Source organism: Microbacterium sp. X-17 (assembly GCF_039615055.1).
Window position 1 is genome coordinate 1,142,688 of record NZ_JBDHNI010000001.1, and the last position, 16,700, is coordinate 1,159,387.

16 protein-coding genes are annotated in these 16,700 nt (G+C 70.4%); all 16 read left to right on the forward strand.

The features are described from left to right. Positions 1-6: 6 nt before the first annotated feature. The 16 genes from dapA to miaA all read left to right on the forward strand — a co-directional run bounded on the left by dapA (position 7) and on the right by miaA (position 16,680). Complete coding sequence (dapA, locus tag ABCS02_RS05610) at positions 7-984, forward strand: 4-hydroxy-tetrahydrodipicolinate synthase (protein ID WP_345834610.1); 978 nt, start codon at positions 7-9, stop codon at positions 982-984. A gap of 73 nt (positions 985-1,057) precedes the next feature. Continuing rightward, complete coding sequence (locus ABCS02_RS05615; protein ID WP_345834611.1) at positions 1,058-2,734, forward strand: ribonuclease J; 1,677 nt, start codon at positions 1,058-1,060, stop codon at positions 2,732-2,734. A gap of 87 nt (positions 2,735-2,821) precedes the next feature. Next, on the forward strand, positions 2,822-3,871 hold the full coding sequence (locus ABCS02_RS05620) for an efflux RND transporter periplasmic adaptor subunit (RefSeq protein WP_345834612.1): 1,050 nt from the start codon (positions 2,822-2,824) through the stop codon (positions 3,869-3,871). Continuing rightward, the gene (locus tag ABCS02_RS05625; RefSeq protein ID WP_345834613.1) at positions 3,868-4,569 is read left to right on the forward strand and encodes an ABC transporter ATP-binding protein; all 702 of its coding nucleotides are present in this window, start codon (positions 3,868-3,870) and stop codon (positions 4,567-4,569) included. Before ABCS02_RS05620 ends, ABCS02_RS05625 begins: the two co-directional genes overlap by 4 nt. Further along, the gene (locus tag ABCS02_RS05630; RefSeq protein ID WP_345834614.1) at positions 4,566-5,771 is read left to right on the forward strand and encodes an ABC transporter permease; all 1,206 of its coding nucleotides are present in this window, start codon (positions 4,566-4,568) and stop codon (positions 5,769-5,771) included. Before ABCS02_RS05625 ends, ABCS02_RS05630 begins: the two co-directional genes overlap by 4 nt. A gap of 50 nt (positions 5,772-5,821) precedes the next feature. Continuing rightward, positions 5,822-6,313, forward strand: coding sequence for a GNAT family N-acetyltransferase (locus ABCS02_RS05635; protein WP_345834615.1), 492 nt, complete (start codon positions 5,822-5,824; stop codon positions 6,311-6,313). A gap of 36 nt (positions 6,314-6,349) precedes the next feature. Continuing rightward, the gene (locus ABCS02_RS05640; RefSeq protein ID WP_345834616.1) at positions 6,350-7,075 is read left to right on the forward strand and encodes a phosphotransferase; all 726 of its coding nucleotides are present in this window, start codon (positions 6,350-6,352) and stop codon (positions 7,073-7,075) included. 113 nt (positions 7,076-7,188) lie between these two features. Further along, positions 7,189-9,990: a DNA translocase FtsK gene (locus tag ABCS02_RS05645; RefSeq protein WP_345834617.1), complete on the forward strand. Its 2,802-nt coding sequence runs from the start codon at positions 7,189-7,191 to the stop codon at positions 9,988-9,990. A gap of 5 nt (positions 9,991-9,995) precedes the next feature. Then, complete coding sequence (pgsA, locus tag ABCS02_RS05650; RefSeq protein WP_345834618.1) at positions 9,996-10,619, forward strand: CDP-diacylglycerol--glycerol-3-phosphate 3-phosphatidyltransferase; 624 nt, start codon at positions 9,996-9,998, stop codon at positions 10,617-10,619. Between the two features lie 31 nt (positions 10,620-10,650). After that, entirely contained in the window at positions 10,651-11,124 is a 474-nt protein-coding gene (locus ABCS02_RS05655; protein WP_345835174.1) for a nicotinamide-nucleotide amidohydrolase family protein, read from the forward strand. Between the two features lie 183 nt (positions 11,125-11,307). After that, positions 11,308-11,619, forward strand: a complete 312-nt coding sequence (locus ABCS02_RS05660; RefSeq protein WP_345834619.1) for a helix-turn-helix transcriptional regulator — start codon at positions 11,308-11,310, stop codon at positions 11,617-11,619. Positions 11,620-11,684: 65 nt separating this feature from the next. After that, a complete protein-coding gene (locus ABCS02_RS05665) occupies positions 11,685-11,909 on the forward strand; it encodes a DUF3046 domain-containing protein (RefSeq protein ID WP_345834620.1) in 225 nt (74 codons plus the stop codon). A 166-nt stretch (positions 11,910-12,075) separates the two neighbouring features. Then, entirely contained in the window at positions 12,076-13,149 is a 1,074-nt protein-coding gene (recA, locus tag ABCS02_RS05670) for a recombinase RecA (RefSeq protein WP_345834621.1), read from the forward strand. A 369-nt stretch (positions 13,150-13,518) separates the two neighbouring features. Beyond that, positions 13,519-14,037 (forward strand): regulatory protein RecX, encoded by a 519-nt coding sequence (locus tag ABCS02_RS05675; protein WP_345834622.1) that lies wholly within the window; start codon positions 13,519-13,521, stop codon positions 14,035-14,037. Between the two features lie 64 nt (positions 14,038-14,101). Beyond that, a complete protein-coding gene (gene miaB, locus ABCS02_RS05680) occupies positions 14,102-15,751 on the forward strand; it encodes a tRNA (N6-isopentenyl adenosine(37)-C2)-methylthiotransferase MiaB (RefSeq protein WP_345834623.1) in 1,650 nt (549 codons plus the stop codon). Next, positions 15,748-16,680: a tRNA (adenosine(37)-N6)-dimethylallyltransferase MiaA gene (gene miaA / locus ABCS02_RS05685; protein WP_345835175.1), complete on the forward strand. Its 933-nt coding sequence runs from the start codon at positions 15,748-15,750 to the stop codon at positions 16,678-16,680. The genes miaB and miaA overlap by 4 nt, the downstream gene beginning before the upstream one ends. Positions 16,681-16,700 lie beyond the last annotated feature (20 nt).

The window sequence follows — 16,700 nt, forward strand, 5'->3', positions numbered from 1 at the left end:
GATCCCATGGCTGCTCCCGCTAATCCCTTCGGCCAGGTGCTCGTCGCCCTGGTCACGCCCTTCACCGCCGACGGCGAGGTCGACTGGGCCGGCGTGGAGAAGCACATGGACGACGTGATCGTCGCCGGCGCCGACGGCATCGTCGTCACCGGCACCACGGGAGAGACCTCCACCCTCACCGACGCCGAGAAGCTGCGCCTGGTCGAGGTCGGCAAGGAGGTCGCGGGCGGCCGGGCCAAGATCATCACCGGCGGCGGCTCCAACGAGACCGCGCACGCGATCCAGCTCTACAAGCAGAGCGAGAAGGCCGGCGCGGACGGCGTCATGATCGTCACGCCGTACTACAACAAGCCGACGCAGGCCGGCATCCTCACCCACTTCCGCATGATCGCGGACTCCACCGACCTGCCGGTCATCCTCTACGACATCCCGGGCCGCACCGGCGTCCCGATCAAGTACGAGACCATCCTGCGCATCGCCAAGCACCCCAACGTGCTCGCCATCAAGGATGCGAAGGGCGACTTCAGCGAGGTCAGCCGGGTGCTCAACCAGACCGACCTCATGTACTTCTCGGGCGACGACGCCAACGTCCTCCCGCACCTGGCGATCGGCGCCACGGGCCTCATCGGCGTCACGGCCAACATCACCGCGACCCCGTACCGCCAGATCGTGGACGCGGTCAACGCCGGCGACCTGGCCACCGCCACGGCCGCCCACCAGAAGCTGGAGCCGCTGGTCCGCGCCGTCATGACGCACGTCCCCGGCACCGTCGCGGCCAAGTACATCCTGCACGGGCTCGGGCGCATCTCCAGCCCGCGCGTCCGCCTCCCGCTGGTCGGCCCGGAGGAGTGGGAGGCCGCCCAGATCGAGGACGAGCTCGACCTCGTCCGCGACATCCCGGGCGCCGACTTCCGCAACTTCCGCCCCGATCGCAATGCCGCCGCCGGCGGCGCGCTGCCCAAGATCGCCGGCGCCACACGCTAGGGCCGCACCGCGGCCGGTTCCACCCCGGGCACGACGCCCGGACGCACGTACACACCTGAACATTGGAGGGCAGATGCCCAACCTCGTCTCCGCGCCCCCGGCACTCGAACCGGGAACGCTCCGAATCATCCCCACCGGCGGTCTCGGCGAGATCGGCCGCAACATGACCGTCTTCGAATACGAAGGCAAGCTCCTCATCGTCGACTGCGGCGTCCTGTTCCCCGAGCAGGACCAGCCGGGCGTCGACCTGATCCTGCCCGACTTCGCCCCGGTCCGCGACCGCCTCGACGACGTGCTCGGCGTGGTGCTGACGCACGGCCACGAGGACCACATCGGCGCGGTGCCGTACCTCCTCAAGCTGCGCGCCGACATCCCGCTGATCGGCTCCGGCCTCACCCTCGCGCTCGTGGAGGCGAAGCTCAAGGAGCACCGCATCCAGCCGTACACGCTCACGGTCAAGGAGGGCCGCACCGAGCAGCTCGGCCCCTTCGACCTGGAGTTCGTCGCGGTCAACCACTCCATCCCCGACGCGCTCGCCGTCGCCATCACCACGCCCGCGGGCACGGTGCTGCACACGGGTGACTTCAAGATGGACCAGCTCCCGCTGGACGACCGGATCACCGACCTGCGCGCCTTCGCCCGCCTGGGCGAGCGGGGCGTCGACCTGTTCATGGCCGACTCCACCAACGCCGACGTTCCGGGCTTCACCCCGCTGGAGCGCTCCATCGGCCCGGTGCTCGACAACGTGATCGCACGCGCTCCGCGCCGGGTGATCGTCGCGAGCTTCTCCAGCCACGTGCACCGCGTGCAGCAGGTCCTCGACGCCGCCGCCGCCAATGGCCGCCGCGTCGCGCTGCTCGGCCGCTCGATGGTGCGCAACATGACCATCGCCGCCGAGCTCGGCTACCTCAAGGTGCCGGAAGGCGTGCTCATCGACTACAAGAAGGCCGCCGACCTCCCGGACGACGAGATCGTCTACATGTCGACCGGCTCCCAGGGCGAGCCGATGGCCGTGCTCGCGCGGATGGCGAACCTCGACCACCAGATCGAGGTCGGCCACGGCGACACCGTGATCCTGGCCTCCAGCCTCATCCCGGGCAACGAGAACGCGGTCTACCGGGTCATCGACGGGCTGACGAAGCTCGGCGCCAACGTCGTCCACAAGGGCAACGCCAAGGTCCACGTCTCCGGCCACGCGGCCGCGGGCGAGCTGCTCTACTGCTACAACATCCTGAAGCCGCGCAACGTCATGCCCGTGCACGGCGAGTACCGCCACCTGGTCGCCAACGCGCGGCTCGCGATGGACACCGGCGTGCCGGAGGAGAACACGATCATCGCGGAGGACGGCACGGTCATCGACCTCCGCGACGGCGTCGCGCGCGTCGTCGGCCAGCTCGACCTCGGTTTCGTCTATGTGGACGGCTCCAGCGTCGGCGAGATCACGGACGCCGACCTCAAGGACCGCAGGATCCTCGGCGAGGAGGGCTTCATCTCGATCATCGTGGTCGTGGAGGCCGCCAGCGGCCGCATCGTCACCGGCCCCGAGATCCACGCCCGCGGGTTCGCCGAGGACGACGCAGTGTTCGACGCCGTCAAGCCGAAGATCGCGGCGGCGCTCGCCGACGCAGCCCACAACGGCGTCCGCGACTCGCACGCGCTCTCGCAGGTGGTCCGTCGCACGGTCGGGCGCTGGGTGAACACCAGCTACCGTCGCCGGCCGATGATCGTCCCGCTCGTCATCGAGGCCTAGTCCGGAGTATCACCCCCTACATGTAAGATGGAAGTCACGTGACGCCGGGGGTCGGCGCACGCGAACGAAAGGCTGCATGTGGGGGTCATGCGACGCTGGGTCTTCCCGGTCATCCGAATCGCGCTTGTCGCGGCGATCGCCGTCGCGCTGGTGAAGCTGGCGTTCTTCCCGAGCGGGGAGTCCACCGCCGCCGATCCGGCGACGCCGACCGGCCGGCTGACCGATCCGGTCGCCGCCGTGACGACCGGCACGATCGTCAACGACGTGACGGTGACCGGGTCGGTCGTGGCCGACGACGCCGTCCCGGCGCGCGCGACCGCGGCCGGAACCGTCAACAAGGTCCAGGCCACGGTCGGCTCGCCTGTCGAGGCCGGCGCCGTGCTCTTCGACATCAAGGTCGAGACGCCGCGCGACCCGGTCGTCGAGACCGGGCCGGACGGCTCGCAGACCGTCACGGAGCGGAAGCCCGCCATCAGCTACACGGAGGTCACGGCGCCGATCGCGGGCGTGCTGAGCGAGCTCTCGGTGCTCGCGGGCCAGAGCGTCGCGATCGGCGACACGGTCGGCTCGGTCGCGCCGCCGACCTTCTCGGTGTCGGCCACGCTTCCGGCCGAGCAGCAATACCGCCTGATCAACCGGCCGAGCGAGGCGACCGTCACGCTCAAGGGCGGTCCGGCCCCGTTCACCTGCACCGGGCTGACCATCACGACACCGCCGGCGACCGCGACGAACGCCGCCCCGAACCCGGAGCCGGGAAAGGGCGGGTCCGGCGGAGGCAGCACCTCCACCACGACCGTGCGCTGCGCCGTCCCTGCTGAGGTCACGGTGTTCGCCGGGCTGAGCGCCGACCTCACGATCTCCGCCGGCCGCTCCGAGAACGTGCTCACCGTGCCCACCACGGCCGTCAAGGGCTCCGCGGAGAAGGGTGTCGTCTACGTCCCGAACGAGAAGGGCGGCGACCCTGCCGAGGTGGAGGTCGCCCTCGGCCTCACCGATGGCACCTCCGTCGAGGTGACGCAGGGGCTGAAGGAGGGCGACTCCGTGCTCCAGTTCGTGCCGGGCGCGCAGACCCCTGAGGGCGGCTGCGTGCCGAGCGGCAACGGCATGGTCTGCACCGGCCCGGACGCGCGAGGGTGAGCGCGCTGCTCCGCCTGAGCGGTGTCACCAAGACGGTGCAGGTCCCCGACGCCGAGCCGCTCACCATCCTCCACGGCGTCGACCTCGTCGTGGCGGCGGGGGAGCGGGTGTCGGTCGTCGGGCGCTCCGGGTCGGGCAAGTCGACCCTGCTCAACATCCTCGGCCTCCTCGACTCTCCGAGCAGCGGGGAGTTCGAGTTCGAGGGCGTCCCGGTCGAGCGGATCGGCGGGCGCGAGCGCGACCGGCGCCGCGGCGCCGACGTCGTGTTCGTCTTCCAGCAGTTCAACCTGCTGTCCGGCCGGACGGCGCTCGAGAACGTGATGACGCCGCTGCTCTATGCGACCGGCCGGCGGTTCTGGAAACGCAGACTCATCGCCACCGAGATGCTCGAACGCGTCGGGCTCGGCCACCGCCTCGGCTCCCTCCCCGAGGTGCTCTCCGGCGGGGAACAGCAGCGCGTCGCGATCGCCCGGGCGCTCGTGCGCGGGCCGCGGCTGATCCTCGCCGACGAGCCGACCGGGGCGCTCGACGTCGAGACCGGCACAAGCGTCATCGACCTCCTGGAGGAGGTCGCCGCCGAGAACGACGCCGCCCTGGTCCTCATCACTCACGACCCGGCCGTGGCCGCGCGCTCGGAGGTCGGCTACCGGCTCGACGCCGGACGCCTGCACGCCGCGAGCTCGGCGGTGACGGCATGAACGCGCTCGCCGCGTTGTGGGGCGCGATCGTCGAGGCGTGGCAGGAGGTGCGCATCCACCGCACCCGCGTGCTGTTGTCCCTGATCGGGGTCGGAGTCGCCGTGTGCGCGCTCAGCTCGGTCGTCGGGCTCGCGAGCATCGTCGAGCAGCGGATGCGGGAGGGCAACGAGCGCTGGGGCGGTCGTCCCGCCATGATCGCGGTCCATCCGTCCGGGGAGGACGCCGCGAGCCAGGAGCGCGTCGACGAGGCCTGGTCCACCATCCTGAAGCGTCACGACATCCGTTACGCCTCGAAGGTGGGAGACGCATCGCTCTCGGTGCAGTTCCGCGACGGCGTGACGTCGGTGCCGGCCCGGACGGTCGATCTGGACCACGCGACGATGCACCGCACCGTCGTGAAGGAGGGGCGCTGGTTCCGGTCGGCGGACGAGCAACTGCTCGCGCCGCCGATCATCGTCAACGAGGCGTTCTGGCGGCGGCTCGGCTCGCCCGCGCTGGCCACTCACCCCACCGCGACCGTCCTGAAGGGCGACAGCAAGGTCACCGCGGTCGTCGTCGGGATCGTGACGACGCCGGAGTCGCCCGACGACGCGACGGCGATCATGCTGAACTCCGGCGTCGACCGGTTGGGGGTCGCCCACCTCGGGCCGCCGTATCTGGAGGCGTGGGTGCCTCCGGAAGTCGCGAAGCCACTGGTCGCAGCCATCACCGCCGAGTTCGACCAGGCGCTCGGCAAAGGCATGGTGAACGTCGATCGCAGCGACTACCTCGCCTACGAGGACTCTGACCCCCTCCTTCCCCTCAAGCTGGGCGTCGGCGGCATCGCCGTGCTCATCCTGCTGCTCGGCGCGCTCGGGCTCGTCAACATCGCGATGGTGACGGTGCGGCACCGCATCCGGGAGATCGGGGTGCGGCGCAGCTTCGGGGCGACCGGCGCCCGCGTGTTCTTCGCGGTGATGATGGAGAGCGTCGTGGCCACAGTCGTGGCCGGGGCGGCGGGCGTCGCGCTCTCGGTCCTGGTCGTGAAGAACCCGTGGGTGGAGGAGCGTCTCGGCGACGGGATGATCGCGGACATGCCGCCGTTCCCGGTCGAGGCCGCCGTGATCGGGCTGGTGGCCGCGACGGCGGTGGGGGCGCTCGCGGGACTGCTGCCGGCTCTCGTGGCCGTGCGCGTCAAGGTGATCGACGCCATCCGCTACTGACGGCCGCCGCTGTAACCCGCACGAAACACGCCGGCGAGTAGCGTTCAGCCATGACAGGGTTCCGGATCCGCCCGGCGAACGGGGAGGACGCGCGCGTCCTCTCCGACATGCTGGTGGAGGCCGCGAACTGGAACGTCTCCCGCGCCCGTCCCCGCGTCGCGGTCCTGGAGGACCCGACCGTCCTGCGCTACGTCGCCGGCTGGAAGCGGCCGGGGGACTTCGGCTGCGTGGCGGAGGACGCGCACGGCGCCGCCGTCGGAGCCTGCTGGGCCCGGCTGTTCCCGGCGGACCAGCCCGGCAAGGGGTTCGTCGCCGTCGGCGTGCCCGAGCTGACCCTCGGCGTCAACGCGCAGTGGCGCGCGCAGGGCGTCGGCCGCGCGCTGCTGCAGGAGCTCGGACGCGTCGCGGCCTCCTCCGGCGCGGCGCGCCTCAGTCTGAGTGTCGACCACGGCAACTTCGCCCAGCGGCTCTACGTGAGCGAGGGGTATGTGACAGTGCAGTCGCGCGCCACGGCCGACACGATGGTGCGCGCGGTGCGCTGAGCCGGTTGATCTGCTCGTGGCGAGGATCGGGGGCTGATGGAGGAGTTGCTGGCCGGCGGCAACACGACCGACGGCGTCGTCAAAGCAGGCCAAACCGTCCGACGCCCGCGTGGCCATCGTTCGACCTTCGCGAGCGAGGTTCTTCGCACCCTGAACACGGCTGGCGTCGCCTGGGCGCCCACCTACCTCGGCATCGACGCAGAGGGCCGCGACACCTTCTCCTACATCCCCGGGGCGACCACCGATCACCCCTCGCAGCGTGACGAGCGCTGTTATGCGGCCTTCGGAGGAATCCTGCGCGAACTTCACGAGTTCAGCCGCGGCATCCCACTCGCGTCGGGAGCCGAGTGTCTGGTCCACGGTGACCCGGGTCCGTTCAACGTGGTCATGTCGGAGGGGATGCCGGTGGCGCTGATCGACTGGGACAGCGTCCATCCCGGTGACCCGATGGAGGACGTCGGGTATGCGGGATGGACCTGGTGCATCTATGCCGTGGGCAACGTGCCGGTTGTAGATCAAGCGCGGCGGCTGCGCCTGTTCGCAGACGGCTACGACCCGGAGCTGTCGGCCGGCGTTCTGCTCGAGGCGATCTTTCAATGCCAGGACTCGATCATCCGGATCGAGGGCGAGAACGCCGGTGACGAGCGTCTGAGCGACCAGCGACGCCAGCACGCACGCGCCGCTGCCGAGTGGGCCAGCAGCTGCCGGGAGGTGCTGAGCACGCACCTCCAGATCTTCGCCGAAGCCCTCCACCGCGACTGACGACGGGAAGCGCTGTTGAGCTGTCCCTCACACCTCCCGCCCCACCGCCGATTTTCCCCAATATCAGCGCGTGATCCGTCCCCCTGCCGGGGGTCCGAAGTAGCGTTGAACCTATGGCTACGAGCACCAAGTCGACTTCGTCCGCCCGGGGGTCCGGTCGCGGCGGCTCGACGGCGCGCAAGACGGCCGCCAAGACCCCGACGAAGACGCAGAACCAGAAGACCGTCGCGTACCCGGCCGCCGACGACGCGCCGAGTCCGCTCGCCCGCGCCTGGATGGGCCTGGCGCACCTCACCGGTGGCGCGTTCCGGGCGCTCGGGCCGGAGAAGCTGAGCAAGGAGGAGCGCCGCGACGGGTTCCCCTTCTTCCTGGTGCTGCTCGCCATCGCCGGGGTCGTCGTGGAGTGGTTCCTGATCAACGACCAGGTGGCCCGCACCCTCGACTCCTGGACGTTCGGGCTCCTGTTCGGCCGGGTCTCGTTCGCCCTCCCGGTGATCATGGTGGTCTTCGCGGCCTGGCTGTTCCGGCATCCCAGCTCCGTGCACGACAACACCCGCATCGGGATCGGCCTCGGCATCCTGCTGCTGATGGTCTCCGGGCTCTGCCATCTGTTCAGCCACCACCCGTCGCCCACCGACGGCGTCGCCGCGCTGGCGCAGGCCGGCGGGATGCTCGGCTGGCTCATCGCCGCCCCGCTGTCCTGGCTGATCACGCCGTACGGGGCCGCGGCGGTCATCATCCTGCTGCTGATCCTCAGCCTCTTCATCATCACCAAGACGCCGCCCAACAAGCTGCCCGCGCGCATCCGCGAGCTGTACGCCTACCTGTTCGGCGCGCAGCTTCCCACGGAGGAGGAGCGCCAGGAGGCCAGGGACGAGCGCAAGAACCAGCGCACCGATCAGGTCGAGCTCGACGGGCTGGACGAGCCGGAGGGCGAGACCGCGCTGCCCTGGTGGCGGCGCAACAAGTCCCAGCGCGAGGAGGACCCGGACTACGAAGCCCCGGCCGACCTCACCGAGGTGTTCGGCGCCCCGGCGCGCGGCAAGGGCGAGTTCGCCTCCGCTCTGGAGCCCGACCCGGCGAGCGATCACTACAACACCGAGGTGCTCAGCGAGCTGGCCAACGCGGAGACCGTGCTGCAGCGCTTCACCGGGGAGCTGCCGCCGACCGCCGCCGCGGCGCCGCTCGTGCTGACCGCGCCCGCCGTGCTGCCGGGCTTCCAGGCGGGCGCCGACGACTTCGACGAGACCGTCGCGGTCGACGAGGGCGACGCTCAGCCGACCGCGCCCTACAACCTCCCCTCGGCCTCCATGCTCGCGGCGGGCACGCCAGCGAAGACCCGTTCCAGCGCGAACGAGGAGATCGTCGCCGCGATTACCGAGGTGCTGACCCAGTTCGGCGTCGACGCCAAGGTGACCGGCTACTCCCGCGGCCCGACAGTGACGCAGTACGAGATCGAGCTCGGCCCCGGCGTGAAGGTGGAGCGCGTCACGGCGCTCAGCAAGAACCTCTCGTACGCGGTCGCGAGCAACGAGGTCCGCATCCTCTCGCCCATCCCGGGCAAGTCCGCCATCGGCATCGAGATCCCGAACAGCGACCGCGAGATCGTCTCGCTGGGCGACATCCTGCGCTCCCCGGCGGCCGCCAAGAGCGTCCACCCGATGACCATCGGCGTGGGCAAGGACGTCGGCGGCGGGTTCGTGGTCGCGAACCTCGCGAAGATGCCGCACCTCCTGGTGGCCGGCTCGACCGGCTCCGGAAAGTCGAGCTTCGTCAACTCGATGATCACCAGCCTCCTGATGCGCGCGAAGCCGTCGGAGGTCCGCATGGTGCTCGTCGACCCGAAGCGCGTCGAGCTGACGATCTACGGCGGCGTCCCGCACCTCATCACGCCCATCATCACGAACCCGAAGAAGGCCGCGGAGGCGCTGCAGTGGGTCGTCAAAGAGATGGACATGCGCTACGACGACCTGGCGAGCTTCGGCTTCCGGCACATCGACGACTTCAACAAGGCGGTCGTCAACAACGAGATCGTGCTCCCGGAGGGCAGCGAGCGCAAGCTCAAGCCGTACCCGTACCTCCTCGTGGTCGTCGACGAGCTCGCCGACCTGATGATGGTCGCCCCGCGCGACGTCGAGGACTCCATCGTCCGCATCACCCAGCTCGCGCGCGCGTCCGGCATCCACCTGGTGCTCGCGACGCAGCGCCCGTCGGTGGATGTCGTCACTGGTCTCATCAAGGCCAACGTCCCGTCCCGCCTCGCGTTCGCCGTGACCAGCGTCACCGACTCGCGCGTCATCCTCGACCAGCCGGGCGCCGACAAGCTCATCGGCCAGGGCGACGCACTGTTCCTGCCGATGGGCGCCTCCAAGGCGCTGCGCGTGCAGGGCGCGTGGGTGAACGAGGACGAGATCCAGAAGGTCGTGGACCACGTCACCCGCCAGGCGCGGCCGGAGTACCGGCAGGACGTCACGGCGGCAGCCGAGAAGAAGCAGATCGACTCCGACATCGGCGACGACCTGGAGCTGCTGCTCGCGGCGGCCGAGCTCGTCGTGTCGTCCCAGTTCGGCTCCACCTCGATGCTCCAGCGCAAGCTGCGGGTCGGGTTCGCCAAGGCCGGACGGCTCATGGACCTCCTGGAGTCCCGCGAGATCGTCGGGCCGTCCGAGGGCTCGAAGGCCCGCGACGTGCTCGCGACGGCGGAGCAGCTCCCGCAGGTGCTGGCGCGCCTGCGCGGGGAGGAGCCGCCGTCGCGTCCGGCTGCCGCGCCCGCGCAGGCAGGACAGCCGGCCCCGGAGGCACACGACGACGGCGACCGGTACGGAGCCGACCCCGTCGCGGAGATGACCCAGGGCTATCCTGAAGAGGACGGCGACTCGGACGAGGACGCCTGGCAGCTGACCGGCAGGGAGTAGACCGCATGTCGGTGCCCGACACGCCTCCGCCTGCCGCGGCGGACGGCAGCACGAACCGTGCGAGCAACTGGAACGTGCCCAACCTGATCACGGTGGTGCGCATCCTCCTCGCGCCGGTGTTCGTCTGGATGCTGCTCGCCGACGACGGCCAGGACGGCCCGCTGCGCTGGACGGCGGCGGTGCTGTTCGTGCTCGCCATCGCCACCGACGGGGTGGACGGCGCGATCGCCCGGCGCAACAACCTGGTCACCGACCTCGGCAAGCTGCTCGACCCGATCGCCGACAAGGTGCTGACCGGCGGGGCGCTGGTGTCGCTGTCGATCCTGAACGAGCTGCCCTGGTGGGTCACCATCGTCATCCTCGTGCGCGAGATCGGGATCACGGTCTACCGGTTCGTGGTCATCCGGCAGGGCGTCATCGCGGCGTCCCGCGGCGGGAAGATCAAGACCATCGTGCAGTCGGTGGCCATCTCGTTCGCGCTGTTCCCGCTGTGGACGATCTTCGGCGACTGGATCTTCTGGGTGAACGGCATCCTGATGACCGCCGCCGTGATCCTGACCGTCGTGACCGGCTTCGACTATCTCTGGCAGGCCTACCGCGGCCGGAGGGCCAAGCGTGCCGGGGCCTGACGACGTCGCCGCCGCCGACCTCACCTTCCGGGTGGTGCGCACGCTCATCGAGCGCCGGCAGACGATCGCCGTCGCGGAGTCGCTGACCGGGGGTGGGCTCGCGGCGGAGCTGACCCGCGTCCCCGGCGCCTCGGCGGTCGTGCTCGGCGCGGCGGTCGTGTACGCGACCGAGCTCAAGCACACGCTGCTCGGGGTGGACGCCGACCTCCTGCTGCGGGAGGGGCCGGTCGACCCGGAGGTCGCGCGCCAGCTCGCGGCCGGGGTGCGGGAGCGGCTCGCCGTCGACGGGCGTCCCGCCGACCTCGGCGTCTCGACGACCGGTGTGGCCGGCCCCGACGCCCAGGGCGGACGCCCGGTGGGCACGGTCTACGTCGGTGTCGCGTCGGCGGCGGGAGTCCGTTCGGTCGAGCTGCGGCTCGCGGGGGAGCGGCAGTCGATCCGCTCGCAGACGGTCGCGCGGGCGGTGCGCGAACTGGCCGTGGAGCTCGGGATCGCCGAGCGCTGACACCTCTTCGGGGGCGGTTCCGGACTCCGCCGCAGCCCAGGGAATAGCTGGTGTTTCCGTCTGGTTACAACTCCTTGCATTCACAACGAAAGCCCAGTCGTCGCGGATATCGTGACTGACATGGATGCGGTACAGTTGGCATCCATTCGATACGTCGGCAGGGTAGAAGAAGGAGGCTCCGAAATGATTCTTGTACGTCAGGAAATCGGCGACGTGCTCAGGGACTTCCGCCTGCAGAAGGGCCGCACCCTCCGCCAGGTCGCGAGCAAGGCGAGTGTCGCCCTCGGCTACCTCAGCGAGGTTGAGCGCGGTCAGAAGGAGGCGTCGAGCGAGATCCTCGCCTCGGTCGCCGACGCTCTGGAGACCCCGGTCTCCGTCATCATGCGCGAGGTCGGCGACCGCATCGCGGTGCTCGAAGGCCTCGAGCCGGTCATCCCCGACACCATCCCCGACGACTTCGTCTCCGCCATGGACGCGAACCTCGTCTCCCGCTGAACATCCACGACATTTCCGAGGGCGCCCCGCACGATGCGGGGCGTCCCCTCGTTTAAGGTGAATCCATGAAGTTGAGCGAGTTCCAGCGCGCCGTCACCGACGAGTTCGGCTCGGGCTACGGGCAGGCGCTGCTGACCGACCTCGTGCTCGGCGAGCTCGGCGGACGCACGGCCCAGGAGGCGCTGAAGGCCGGCATCCCGGCGCGCGAGGTGTGGCTCGCGCTCTGCCGCGAGACCGGCGTGCCCCAGTCGCACTGGTACGGCGCCGGGATGCCCGCCCCGAAACGCTGACGACACGCCGGTGAGCGCGCTCGAAGATATGTTCGGAACTGACTAGACTCCTGCACAGGCAGCAATCGAAAACGAGTTGTCCACGGATCCGTCGATCGACACCCGGAGTGTCGGCGGTCGGCCATACAGTCGAACTCGTCAGCGAAGCCCACGAAGGAGAACCGCAATGCCATCACCCGCAGACCGCGAGAAGGCGCTCGAGACCGCGCTCGCCCAGATCGACCGTCAGTTCGGCAAGGGCTCGGTCATGCGACTGGGCAGCGACGAGCGCGCCCCCGTCGAGGTCGTCCCCACCGGGTCGATCGCTCTGGATGTCGCCCTCGGCATCGGGGGTCTGCCCCGTGGCCGCATCGTCGAGATCTACGGTCCGGAGTCCTCCGGTAAGACCACGCTGACCCTGCACGCCATCGCCAACGCCCAGCGGGCCGGCGGCATCGCGGCCTTCATCGACGCCGAGCACGCGCTCGACCCGGAGTACGCCCGCAAGCTCGGCGTCGACATCGACGCCCTCCTCGTGTCGCAGCCCGACACGGGTGAGCAGGCGCTGGAGATCGCCGACATGCTCGTGCGCTCCGGCTCCATCGACCTGATCGTGATCGACTCCGTGGCCGCGCTCGTGCCGCGGGCGGAGATCGAGGGCGAGATGGGCGACTCGCACGTCGGCCTCCAGGCGCGCCTCATGTCGCAGGCGCTCCGCAAGCTCACCGGTGGGCTCAACCAGACGAACACCACGATGATCTTCATCAACCAGCTGCGCGAGAAGATCGGCGTGTTCTTCGGAAGCCCCGAGACCACCGCCGGTGGTAAGGCGCTCAAGTTCTACGCGTCGGTGCGACTCGACATCCGCCGCATCGAGACCCTGAAGGACGGCACCGAGGCGGTCGGAAACCGCACCCGCGTCAAGGTCGTCAAGAACAAGATGGCGCCGCCCTTCAAGCAGGCGGAGTTCGACATCCTCTACGGCGTCGGCATCTCGCGCGAGGGCAGCCTCCTCGACTTCGGCGTGGAGCACGGCATCGTCAAGAAGTCGGGCGCCTGGTACACCTACGAGGGCGACCAGCTCGGCCAGGGTAAGGAGAACTCGCGCAACTTCCTCATCGCGAACGCCGACGTCGCCGCGGAGATCGAGCACAAGATCCTCATCAAGCTCGGTGTCATCGCGGACCCGAACGCGGCTGCGGCGCCGGCGGACAACGTGGACTCGTTGGAGAAGAAACTGCAGGCTCGTAAGGGGGCGTGAGGGCGCGGCTCGGCGGGAGTCGGGCGGCGCTGACGACGGCACTGGCATCAGTGGGAGAAGAATGAGGAGGGGGCTGTTGTGGTCGTGAGGTTTCCTTCTGAGTCTTCGGGTGCGGGGGGCGACGGGGTCGATCATGTGGCTCCGGTGACGCCGTTGCGTCGTGCGTCGTCGGCGCGACGGGAGCGTTCGGGTGAGCCGAGCGTGGTGCGGCCGGTGGCTGCGCTTCCGGGGGCGCAGGAGTCGGCGGCTGCGGGTTCCGATGAGGCGTCCGAGCGGTGGAACAACACGTGGGCGGGTGAGCCTGTTCGGCGGTCCAGGGCGGTCGACGCCAGTGCTTCGCCGGACCCGACGACCGCGCTTGATACCGGCATGGCGTCCGTGGACGACGAGGAGACCGAGCGGCTGACGCGGAAGGCGTCGGGGCTCACGATCCGGCAGCTCGCGCGGCGGGGGATGTCGCGGTGGGAACTGGAGCAGTTGCTCACCAAGCGGGAGATCGCGCCGGAGGTGTTCGGTCCCGAACTCGATCGGCTCGCGGCGATGGGCGTGATCGACGACGCGTCGCTCGCGGCGTCGCTGGCGTTCACGCAGCACAGCCGGAAGGGACTGGGGCGATCGGCGATCGAGCTCGACCTGAAGCGGCGGCACATCGCTCCCGAGCTGATCGAGGAGGCGCTCGCCGACATCGCGGACGAGGACGAGGTGGAGCGAGCGACCGAGCTGGCCGTCAAGCGGATCGGGCAGCTCTCGTCCTACGACGACGAGACCGCGCGGCGGCGGCTGCACGCGTTCCTCGCGCGCAAGGGCTACGACTCCACGGTGGTCCGGCAGGCGATGGACGCGGCGTTCGCCACACGTGGGCGGCGCGGCGGAGTGCGATTCCAATAGGCGCGAACGGGGGTCGGGCGGTCGTTCGATTCCGGTCCCGGTCGAACGTAGAATCGTACGCATCATGAGCACCATCGAGTCGAGCACCGCCCAGTTGAGGACCGCCCAGTTGAGCACCGCCGAGCACTCCCGCGTCTTCGAGCCGTCGCCGGCCGCCCTCACCGAGGACGGCCGTCCGCGGACGTACGAGGTGCGCACCTTCGGCTGCCAGATGAACGTGCACGACTCCGAGCGGCTCAGCGGCTCGCTGGAGGCCGCCGGCTACGTCCCGGCGGACGGCGCGGAGGCGGACATCGTGGTGATCAACACCTGCGCGGTCCGCGAGAACGCCGACAACAAGCTCTACGGCAACCTCGGCCACCTCGCCGGCGTCAAGCGCCGTCACGCGGGGATGCAGATCGCCGTCGGCGGCTGCCTCGCCCAGAAGGACAAGAACGTCATCCTCGAGAAGGCGCCCTGGGTCGACGTGGTCTTCGGCACCCACAACATGGGCTCGCTGCCCGGCCTGCTCGAACGCGCGCGGCACAACGACGCAGCCGAGATCGAGATCCTGGAGTCGCTGGAGACCTTCCCGTCCACGCTGCCCACCAAGCGCGACTCCTCGTACTCGGGCTGGGTGTCCATCTCGGTCGGCTGCAACAACACCTGCACCTTCTGCATCGTGCCGTCGCTGCGCGGCAAGGAGAAGGACCGCCGGCCCGGCGACATCCTCGCCGAGATCGGCACGCTGGTCGAGGACGGCGCCATCGAGGTCACCCTGCTCGGCCAGAACGTGAACTCCTACGGCGTCGAGTTCGGCGACCGCCAGGCCTTCAGCAAGCTGCTGCGTGCGGCGGGGGAGATCGACGGTCTGGAGCGCATCCGCTTCACCAGCCCGCACCCGGCCGCGTTCACGGACGACGTCATCGACGCGATGGCGGAGACGCCGAACGTGATGCCGCAGCTCCACATGCCGCTGCAGTCCGGCTCGGACCGCATCCTCAAGTCGATGCGCCGCTCGTACCGGTCGGAGAAGTTCCTCGGCATCCTCGACCGCGTTCGCGCCAAGCTGCCGGACGCGGCGATCAGCACGGACATCATCGTGGGCTTCCCGGGTGAGACCGAGGAGGACTTCCTGGAGACGATGCGCGTGGTCGAGGCGGCGCGCTTCGCCTCGGCGTTCACGTTCCAGTACTCGATCCGCCCGGGGACGCCGGCGGCCGACATGGCCGACCAGATTCCGAAGGAGGTCGTGCAGGAGCGCTACGACCGCCTGATCGCGCTGCAGGAGCGCATCTCCCTGGAGGAGAACGAGCGCCTGATCGGGCGTGAGGTCGAACTGCTGGTCGCCAACGGCGAGGGCCGCAAGGACGCCGACACCCACCGCTTGAGCGGCCGGGCGCGAGACAGCCGCCTCGTCCACTTCGAGCTGCCGGAGGGTTCGGACGTCCCGCGCCCCGGCGACGTGGTCACCGTGCGGGTCACGCAGGCGGCGCCGCACTACCTGATCGCGGACAGCGCCGACGGCGCACCCCTCGCCATCCGCCGCACCCGTGCGGGCGACGCGTGGGACCGCGCGGAGGCCGAGTCGTGCGCGGTGCCGTCCCACGGCGACGGCGCGCAGGCGGCCGGCCGGGTGTCGCTCGGGCTGCCCACGCTGCGCCCGCGCGACCCGCTGACCTCCCCGGGCGTCGGCACGATGCCGATCTACGACCCGTCGGACGGCCAGCGCTGAGCGCGCCCGCCCTCTCCATCGTCGCCATCGTCGGCGCCACCGGCACCGGCAAGACCGAGCTCTCGCTCGCCCTCGCGGAGGCCCTGCGCGAGCGCGGCCGCGCCGCCGAGGTCGTCAACGCGGACGCGATGCAGTTCTACCGCGGCATGGACATCGGCACCGCCAAGCTCCCTCAGGCCGAGTGGCGCGGCGTCCCGCACCACCTGTTCGACGTCCTCGACGTGACCGAGGAGGCGACCGTCGCGCGCTACCAGCCGGAGGCGCGGCGGGTCATCGAGGAGATCCTCGGGCGCGGGGCGACGCCCATCCTCGTCGGCGGGTCCGGGCTGTACGTGTCCAGTGTGATCTTCGACTTCCGGTTCCCGGGGACCGACCCCGAGCTCCGGGCGCGGCTGGAGGCTGAACTCGCGGCACAGGGGCCGGGGATGCTGTTCCGGCGCCTGGTCGAGGTCGATCCGGAGGCCGCGCAGCGCATCGGCTCGTCCAACGGACGCAGGATCGTCCGCGCGCTGGAGGTCGCCGAGCTCACCGGGCAGTCCGTCAGCGGCGCCCTCCCGGACGAGCCGCAGTACTGGCGGCCGACCGTCGTGATCGGGCTCGCCGCGCCGCGCGAGGAGCTCGTCCTCCGGCTGGACGCGCGCGTCGAGCGGATGTGGCGCGACGGGCTCACCGACGAGGTTCGGCGGCTGATCCCGCTCGGCCTGGAGGACGGGGTGACCGCCCGCCGCGCGATCGGATACGCCCAGGCGCTCGCGGAGGTGAAGGGCGAGCTGACCCGTGCGGAGGCGGTTGCGGCGACGCAGCAGCTCACGCGGCGGTACGCGCGCCGGCAGGTGAGCTGGTTCAAGCGCTACGCCGGCATCCACTGGCTCGACTACGACGAGCCGGACCTGACGGCCACCGCCCTGGACGCGCTCGGCACCCACTGAGCCGGCGGCCGATAGGCTGG

Coding starts and splice junctions, on each gene's coding strand:
- ABCS02_RS05630 (WP_345834614.1), top strand. CDS start 4,566: ATGAACGCGCTCGCCGCGTTGTGGGGCGCGATCGTCGAGGCGTGGCAG.
- ABCS02_RS05660 (WP_345834619.1), top strand. CDS start 11,308: ATGATTCTTGTACGTCAGGAAATCGGCGACGTGCTCAGGGACTTCCGC.
- miaB (WP_345834623.1), top strand. CDS start 14,102: ATGAGCACCATCGAGTCGAGCACCGCCCAGTTGAGGACCGCCCAGTTG.
- ABCS02_RS05640 (WP_345834616.1), top strand. CDS start 6,350: ATGGAGGAGTTGCTGGCCGGCGGCAACACGACCGACGGCGTCGTCAAA.
- ABCS02_RS05635 (WP_345834615.1), top strand. CDS start 5,822: ATGACAGGGTTCCGGATCCGCCCGGCGAACGGGGAGGACGCGCGCGTC.
- pgsA (WP_345834618.1), top strand. CDS start 9,996: ATGTCGGTGCCCGACACGCCTCCGCCTGCCGCGGCGGACGGCAGCACG.
- ABCS02_RS05615 (WP_345834611.1), top strand. CDS start 1,058: ATGCCCAACCTCGTCTCCGCGCCCCCGGCACTCGAACCGGGAACGCTC.
- dapA (WP_345834610.1), top strand. CDS start 7: ATGGCTGCTCCCGCTAATCCCTTCGGCCAGGTGCTCGTCGCCCTGGTC.
- ABCS02_RS05675 (WP_345834622.1), top strand. CDS start 13,519: ATGGCGTCCGTGGACGACGAGGAGACCGAGCGGCTGACGCGGAAGGCG.
- recA (WP_345834621.1), top strand. CDS start 12,076: ATGCCATCACCCGCAGACCGCGAGAAGGCGCTCGAGACCGCGCTCGCC.
- ABCS02_RS05645 (WP_345834617.1), top strand. CDS start 7,189: ATGGCTACGAGCACCAAGTCGACTTCGTCCGCCCGGGGGTCCGGTCGC.
- ABCS02_RS05620 (WP_345834612.1), top strand. CDS start 2,822: ATGCGACGCTGGGTCTTCCCGGTCATCCGAATCGCGCTTGTCGCGGCG.
- ABCS02_RS05665 (WP_345834620.1), top strand. CDS start 11,685: ATGAAGTTGAGCGAGTTCCAGCGCGCCGTCACCGACGAGTTCGGCTCG.